At 62.8% G+C, this 5,866-nt stretch carries 5 protein-coding genes; 3 read left to right on the top strand and 2 right to left on the bottom strand.

The genetic code is table 11. The features are described from left to right. Positions 1-20 precede the first annotated feature (20 nt). Entirely contained in the window at positions 21-1,130 is a 1,110-nt protein-coding gene (locus DBR24_RS23980; protein WP_128615978.1) for a 2-aminoethylphosphonate--pyruvate transaminase, read from the bottom strand. 112 nt (positions 1,131-1,242) lie between these two features. On the opposite strand from DBR24_RS23980, the gene DBR24_RS23975 reads away from it, so the two are divergent. After that, positions 1,243-2,103, top strand: a complete 861-nt coding sequence (locus DBR24_RS23975; RefSeq protein WP_128615977.1) for a LysR substrate-binding domain-containing protein — start codon at positions 1,243-1,245, stop codon at positions 2,101-2,103. Positions 2,104-2,222: 119 nt separating this feature from the next. On the opposite strand, the gene DBR24_RS23970 is transcribed toward DBR24_RS23975, so the two are convergent. Further along, entirely contained in the window at positions 2,223-3,095 is an 873-nt protein-coding gene (locus DBR24_RS23970) for a LysR family transcriptional regulator (RefSeq protein WP_123462326.1), read from the bottom strand. Positions 3,096-3,363: 268 nt separating this feature from the next. Between DBR24_RS23970 and DBR24_RS23965 the strand changes: the two genes are divergently transcribed. Both DBR24_RS23965 and DBR24_RS23960 read left to right on the top strand, forming a co-directional pair. Further along, complete coding sequence (locus tag DBR24_RS23965) at positions 3,364-4,689, top strand: MFS transporter (protein ID WP_123462327.1); 1,326 nt, start codon at positions 3,364-3,366, stop codon at positions 4,687-4,689. A gap of 73 nt (positions 4,690-4,762) precedes the next feature. Next, positions 4,763-5,866, top strand: a 1,104-nt coding sequence (locus DBR24_RS23960; RefSeq protein WP_128615976.1) for an FAD-dependent oxidoreductase, incomplete at its 3' end; no start/stop codon positions are given.

The raw sequence follows: 5,866 nt of genomic DNA, 5'->3' as shown, positions 1-5,866 counted from the left end.
AGGGGATTTTTGTGTGGAGCTTAGATGTCGAGAACTTCCATCTCGCGCAGCACTTCACCGACTGCCGCCACGGCCTGGCGCATGTCGTCGGGGCTGACGTGGCCGATGCAGCCGACGCGGAAGGTTTCGACCTGGGTCAATTTGCCGGGGTAGAGGATGTAGCCCTTGGCCTTGACCCGCTCGTAGAAGTCCTTGAACTGGTAGCGCGGGTCTTTCGGCGCATGGAAGGTGGCGATGATCGGTGCCTGAATCGCGGCAGGCAGGAAGCTGCGCAGCCCCAATCCAGCCATTTCTTCCATCAGTGCCTGGCAATTGGCGACGTAGCGCGCATGGCGTGCCGACAGGCCACCTTCTTCGTTGTATTGCAGCAGGGCTTCGTGCAGTGCGGCGACCACGTGGGTCGGCGGGGTGAAACGCCACTGGCCGGTCTTCTGCATGTAGGCGTGCTGGTCATACAGGTCCATTGCCAGCGAATGCGAATTGCCGGCCGCTGCAGCCAGTGATTCTTTGCGGGCGAAGACGAAACCCATCCCCGGTACGCCTTCCAGGCATTTGCCGGACGCGGCGATCAGCGCATCGAACGGCACTTTTTGCGCATCCACCGGCAGTGCGCCGAACGAGCTCATGGCGTCGATGATCAGGCGCTTGCCGTGTTGCGCAACCACGTCGGCAATGTCCGGCAGCGGGTTGAGAATGCCGGTGCTGGTTTCGCAGTGAATCAGCGCGACGTGGGTGATGGCGCCGTCGGCGCGCAGCAGCCGGTCAACATCGGCGGCGGTGGTCGGTTCGTCTTCGGCGGTTTCGAAGGTGCTGAAGGAGCGGCCGAGCACTTCGCAGATCTTCGCCAGACGCTTGCCGTAGGCACCGTTGATCAGCACCAGGACTTTGCCGTCTCGGGGCACCAGGGTGCCGATCGCCGCTTCGACGGCGAAGGTGCCGCTGCCCTGCAACGGTACGCAGTGGTGAGTCGCCGCGCCGTTAAGGATTGCCAGCAATTGTTCGCAAAGGCTGGCGGTCAGTTGATTGAAGCGGTCATCCCATGACCCCCAGTCGACCATCATCGCCTGACGGGTGCGGGCCGATGTGGTCAACGGGCCGGGAGTGAGCAGGATGGGTTCGGCGATACTCATTCGTGTGTCCTCGGATTGCGCTGTGGGATGAAGCTACGGGGCATAAGTTGCAATTCGCCGGTCTATCAATCAAATTGTTTGTTGTTATGCCAGCCATCAGTGAGAGTTATTCATGAACCTGTTCCAGTTGCGTGCCTTCGACGCCGTGGCCCGCGAAGGCAGCTTCACCCGCGCCGCTGCGCGGTTGTTCATCAGCCAGCCAGCCGTCACCGGGCACATCAAGGCGCTGGAGGAGCACTACCAGATCACCCTGTTGCGGCGCACGGCGCGACGGGTGGAACTGACGGAGGAGGGCACCAAACTCGCGGCGATCACCCGGGCAATGTTCGGTCTGGCCGAAGAGGCGCAGACCTTGCTCGAGGCGAATCGGCAGTTGCTGACCGGGCGCCTGGAGGTGGCGGCGGATGGCCCGCATATGGTCATGCCGATGCTCGCCAGCCTGCGTGCGCGTTATCCGGGGATCACGGTGAACTTGCGTCTGGGCAATGCTCAGGAAACCCTCGCGGCGCTGATATCGGAGCATGCGGACGTAGCGGTGCTGACCGAGGTCGAGCCGCGCAAGGGCCTGCATCTGCAGGCGCTGAGCGAGTCGAGGATCTGCGCGCTGGTGCCGGCGGGGCACCCTTGGGCGGCGCGCTCCGGGGAATTGAAGCTCAAGGCGCTCGATCAGGTGATCATGGTGCTGCGCGAACCGGGTTCGATCACTCGCCGCACCTTCGACCAGGCGTGCGCGCAGGCGGCGGTCAATCCACGGGTGCTGCTGGAACTCGATAGCCGCGAGGCGGTGACCGAGGCGGTGGCGGCCGAGCTGGGGGTTGGCGTGGTGTCGTCGGTGGAGGTCAGCCATGATCCGCGGGTGGTGGCGATTCCGATTGTCGGGGAAGGGCTGGTCAATCGACACATGATCGGCTGTATGGAGCGGCGGCAGGAGTTGCGCTTGATTCGGGCGTTCTTTGGTCTGGCACCGGCCTGATACACCGCGGTGCGTTCATCGCTGGCAAGCCAGCTCCCACAGGGATGGCGTCGTACATCAAATCGGGGCCACTACCCATTCTGTGGGAGCTGGCTTGCCAGCGATGGGGCCAGACCTGTTTACACCAGACTCTTGCGAACCATATCCAGGAACGTCGCCACCACTCGCCGCGAACTCTGCTCACGCAAACACACCAGCGTCTCGGTCAAGCGCCGGGTGCAATCGGTAATCGGCAACGCGCACACCCGCGAGTCCGCACCAAACTCCGCCGCCGACACCACCCCGACACCAATCCCCACCACCACCGCCTCGCGCGCTGCTTCCCGGCCTTCAACCTGAATCGCCGGGCGAATGCGAAACCCCGCCCGGGCCATTTCTTCTTCCAGGGTCTGGCGCGTCACCGAGCCGTGTTCGCGCAGCACCAGCGGTGTGTCATCCAGGTCCGCCAGGCAGATCGACTCACGTTCGGCCCACGGGTGATGGCGAGAGACGAACGCCACCATCGGGTCGTTGCGCAGCGGTACGCACAGCAGGCGTTCATCGCTGACATCACGCCCGAGCAAGGCCAGGTCGGCCTGGTAGTTGAACAGGCGAAACAGTGATTCATCGGTGTTGCCGGTCTCGATCTTCACGCTGATGCCCGGGTAGCGCTCGCAAAACCGCGCAATCTGCGGCAACACGTGCACCGGCGCATCCACTGCCAGAATCAGGCTGCCGGTCTGCAAGGCCTGGGATTCCTGCAACAACTCCTGTGCTTCAGCCTCAATCACGAACAGGCGCTGGGTGATTGCCAGTAGGCGTTCGCCAAGATCCGTCAGGCGCACGGAACGTTTATTGCGATGAAACAGCAGCACGCCGAAGCGTTCTTCGAGTTTGCGCACCTGGTCGGAAATAGCCGGTTGCGTGAGGAAAAGGCGCTCGGCGGCTTTGGTGAAGCTTCCATGGACGGCCACGGCGTGGAAGGCTTTGAGCTGGGCGTGGGACACCGACATGCAACCTCCAGTAATAAGCTGAGCTTATGTGTGAAATACGATAAATCGACTTTATTTATTAAACAGTAATTGCTTTGATCCGCTCACGCCATCGCTGACTGCCCGTTCGGGCAGCACGCTGGCGATGAGCCTGTGCGTGCAACCGCAGGACTCATCTGACCGCTATCGCCTTAGGGATGGGGCGTTGGCGCAGTGCTCAACAATAAAAAACACAGGCGTTTACTTAACGATTCTGCCGGCACACTCACACCCTGAGGTCAGAACCACAATGAACAAGCACATCGGCACCCTTGCGCGTTGGCGCATGCAGATTTTCGCTATCACCTGGCTCGCGTACGCCGCTTTCTACTTCACCCGCAAAGCGTTTTCGGTGGCCAAGCTGGGCATCGCCGAAGACCCGACCTTCATGCTCGACAAGATGGCCATGGCCAACCTCGATGCGATCTATCTGGCGGCTTACGCCATCGGCCAATTCACCTGGGGCATGCTCGCCGACCGCTTTGGCCCACGGGTCGTGGTGCTGGGCGGCTTGCTGATTTCCGCCGCTGCAGCGTTGGTGATGGGCAGTTTCGCCACGCTGCCGATCTTTGCCACCTGCATGTTGATTCAGGGCCTGGCGCAATCCACCGGGTGGTCGGGACTGTGCAAAAACCTCGGCAGCTTTTTCCCGGCGCAACAGCGGGGGCGGGTGCTTGGCTTGTGGAGTTCCTGCTACGCGTTTGGCGGTCTGGTGGCGTCGCCGTTCGCCGGCTGGTGGGCGTATACGCTGATCGGCACTTGGCACGCGGCGTTTATTTCCAGCGCGGTGGTGGTCGCCGTGGTGGCGGTATTGTTCTTTATTTTCCAGCGTAACAAACCGGAAGATGTCGGCCTGCCGGCCGTGGAGCCGGAGCCGGTCCTGTCCGCCGAGGAAACCGAAGCCAACAGCAAGCTCAGCGTCTGGGAGCCGTTGAAGGAAATCCTGCGCAACCGCACGGTGCTGGTGCTGGGCCTGGCGTACTTCATGTTGAAACCGGCGCGTTACGCGATTCTGCTGTGGGGCCCGGTGATCGTGTTTGAACAGATGCCCAGTGTCGGCAAGGTCGGCGCGGCAATCATTCCGACGTCGTTCGAACTGGCCGGGTTGCTTGGGCCGATCATGATCGGCCTGGCTTCGGACAAACTGTTCGGCGCCCGGCGCATGCCGGCCTGCGTGTTGAGCCTGCTGGCGCTGACCGTGACCCTGGCGCTGTTCATGGGCGCCTTGCACACCGGCAGTGTGTTGCTGGTGGTGGCGCTGCTGTTTGTCATGGGCCTGACCCTGTACGGCCCCGACTCGATGATCAGCGGCGCGGCCGCCATCGACTTCGGCAAGGCCAAGGCCGGCGCCACTGCCGCCGGATTCGTCAACGGTTGCGGCTCGGTCGGTGCGGTCCTTGGCGGGTTGCTGCCGGGTTATTTCGACTCGGTGACGGTGTTCATCGTGTTTGCCGGATGCGCGCTGTTCTCGGCGCTGGTGTTGATCCCGCACTGGAACAGCCGCCCGGTCGGCGTGATGGAGCCGCGTGCGTCCATTCCCAATTGCCCGCTGAAGATCAAACCCCTGCGTTCCTGAACCCCCTTTGCCTCGCGGCCTGCTGCGGTGTTCGCGGCAGGCTGTGTCGTGGCCATCTGACTGGAGACATCCCATGAGACCGTTTTGGCTGGCGCAGGCCCTGCAGGCCGACACCTCCGACACTTGCCCGGCGCTGCAAGGCGAAGTGCGCACCGACGTGTGCATCGTCGGCGGTGGTTACACCGGGTTATGGACGGCAATCATGCTCAAGCAACAGAACCCCGAACTCGCTGTGTTGTTGATCGAGGCCGACATCTGCGGCGCCGGGGCCAGTGGCCGCAATGGCGGGTGCGCGCTGTCGTGGTCGGCCAAGTACTTCACCCTTGAACGTTTGTTCGGTGTTGAAGAAGCGGTGCGCCTGGTCAAGGAATCGGAACGCAGCATCCACGCCATTGGCGAGTTCTGTGAACAGTACGGCGTCGATGCCGATTACCGCCTCGACGGCACGCTGTACACCGCCACCAACGCCGCGCAGGTCGGCTCGACCGATGCGGTGATCGCGGCGCTGGAACGCAACGGCATCAACTCGTTCACCCAGCGCCCGGTGGCCGACGTGCAGCGCATGGCCGGTTCCAGCAAGCATCTGGAGGGCTGGTTCTCGCCGGCGGCGGCCAGTGTGCAACCGGGCAAACTGGTGCGCGGCTTGCGCCGGGTGGCGTTGCAACTGGGGGTGAAAATCCACGAACACACTGCGATGACCGGGCTGGAGGAGGGGCGTGCGGCGCGTATCCAGACGCCGGACGGCTGCGTCATCGCCGATCGTGTGGTGCTGGCGATGAACGCGTGGATGGCTCGTGCCTTCCCGCAGTTCGAACGCAGCGTAGCAATTGTCTCCAGCGACATGCTGATCACCGAGCCGCGCCCGGATCTGTTGCAGGACATCGGTTTGACCAGCGGTGTCACCGTGCTTGATTCGCGGATCTTCGTGCACTACTACCACAACACCCCGGACGGCCGGATCATGCTCGGCAAGGGTGGCAACACCTTTGCCTATGGCGGGCGGATGCTGCCGGTGTTCGATCAGCCGTCGCCGTATGCCGGCCTGCTCAAGCGCAGCCTCGACGATTTCTTTCCGGCGTTTGCCGATGTAAAAGTGGACGCAACCTGGAACGGCCCGTCGGATCGCTCGGTCACCGGTCTGCCGTTTTTCGGCCAGATGAGCCACAGCGGTAACGTC

This window comes from Pseudomonas sp. HMWF006 (genome assembly GCF_003061205.1).
Classification (GTDB): Bacteria; Pseudomonadota; Gammaproteobacteria; order Pseudomonadales; family Pseudomonadaceae; genus Aquipseudomonas; species Aquipseudomonas monsensis.
Note: the sequence above shows the minus strand (reverse complement) of the source record. Positions and strands in the feature narration are given on the sequence as shown.

Coding starts and splice junctions, on each gene's coding strand:
- DBR24_RS23980 (WP_128615978.1), bottom strand. CDS start 1,130: ATGAGTATCGCCGAACCCATCCTGCTCACTCCCGGCCCGTTGACCACA.
- DBR24_RS23975 (WP_128615977.1), top strand. CDS start 1,243: ATGAACCTGTTCCAGTTGCGTGCCTTCGACGCCGTGGCCCGCGAAGGC.
- DBR24_RS23970 (WP_123462326.1), bottom strand. CDS start 3,095: ATGTCGGTGTCCCACGCCCAGCTCAAAGCCTTCCACGCCGTGGCCGTC.
- DBR24_RS23965 (WP_123462327.1), top strand. CDS start 3,364: ATGAACAAGCACATCGGCACCCTTGCGCGTTGGCGCATGCAGATTTTC.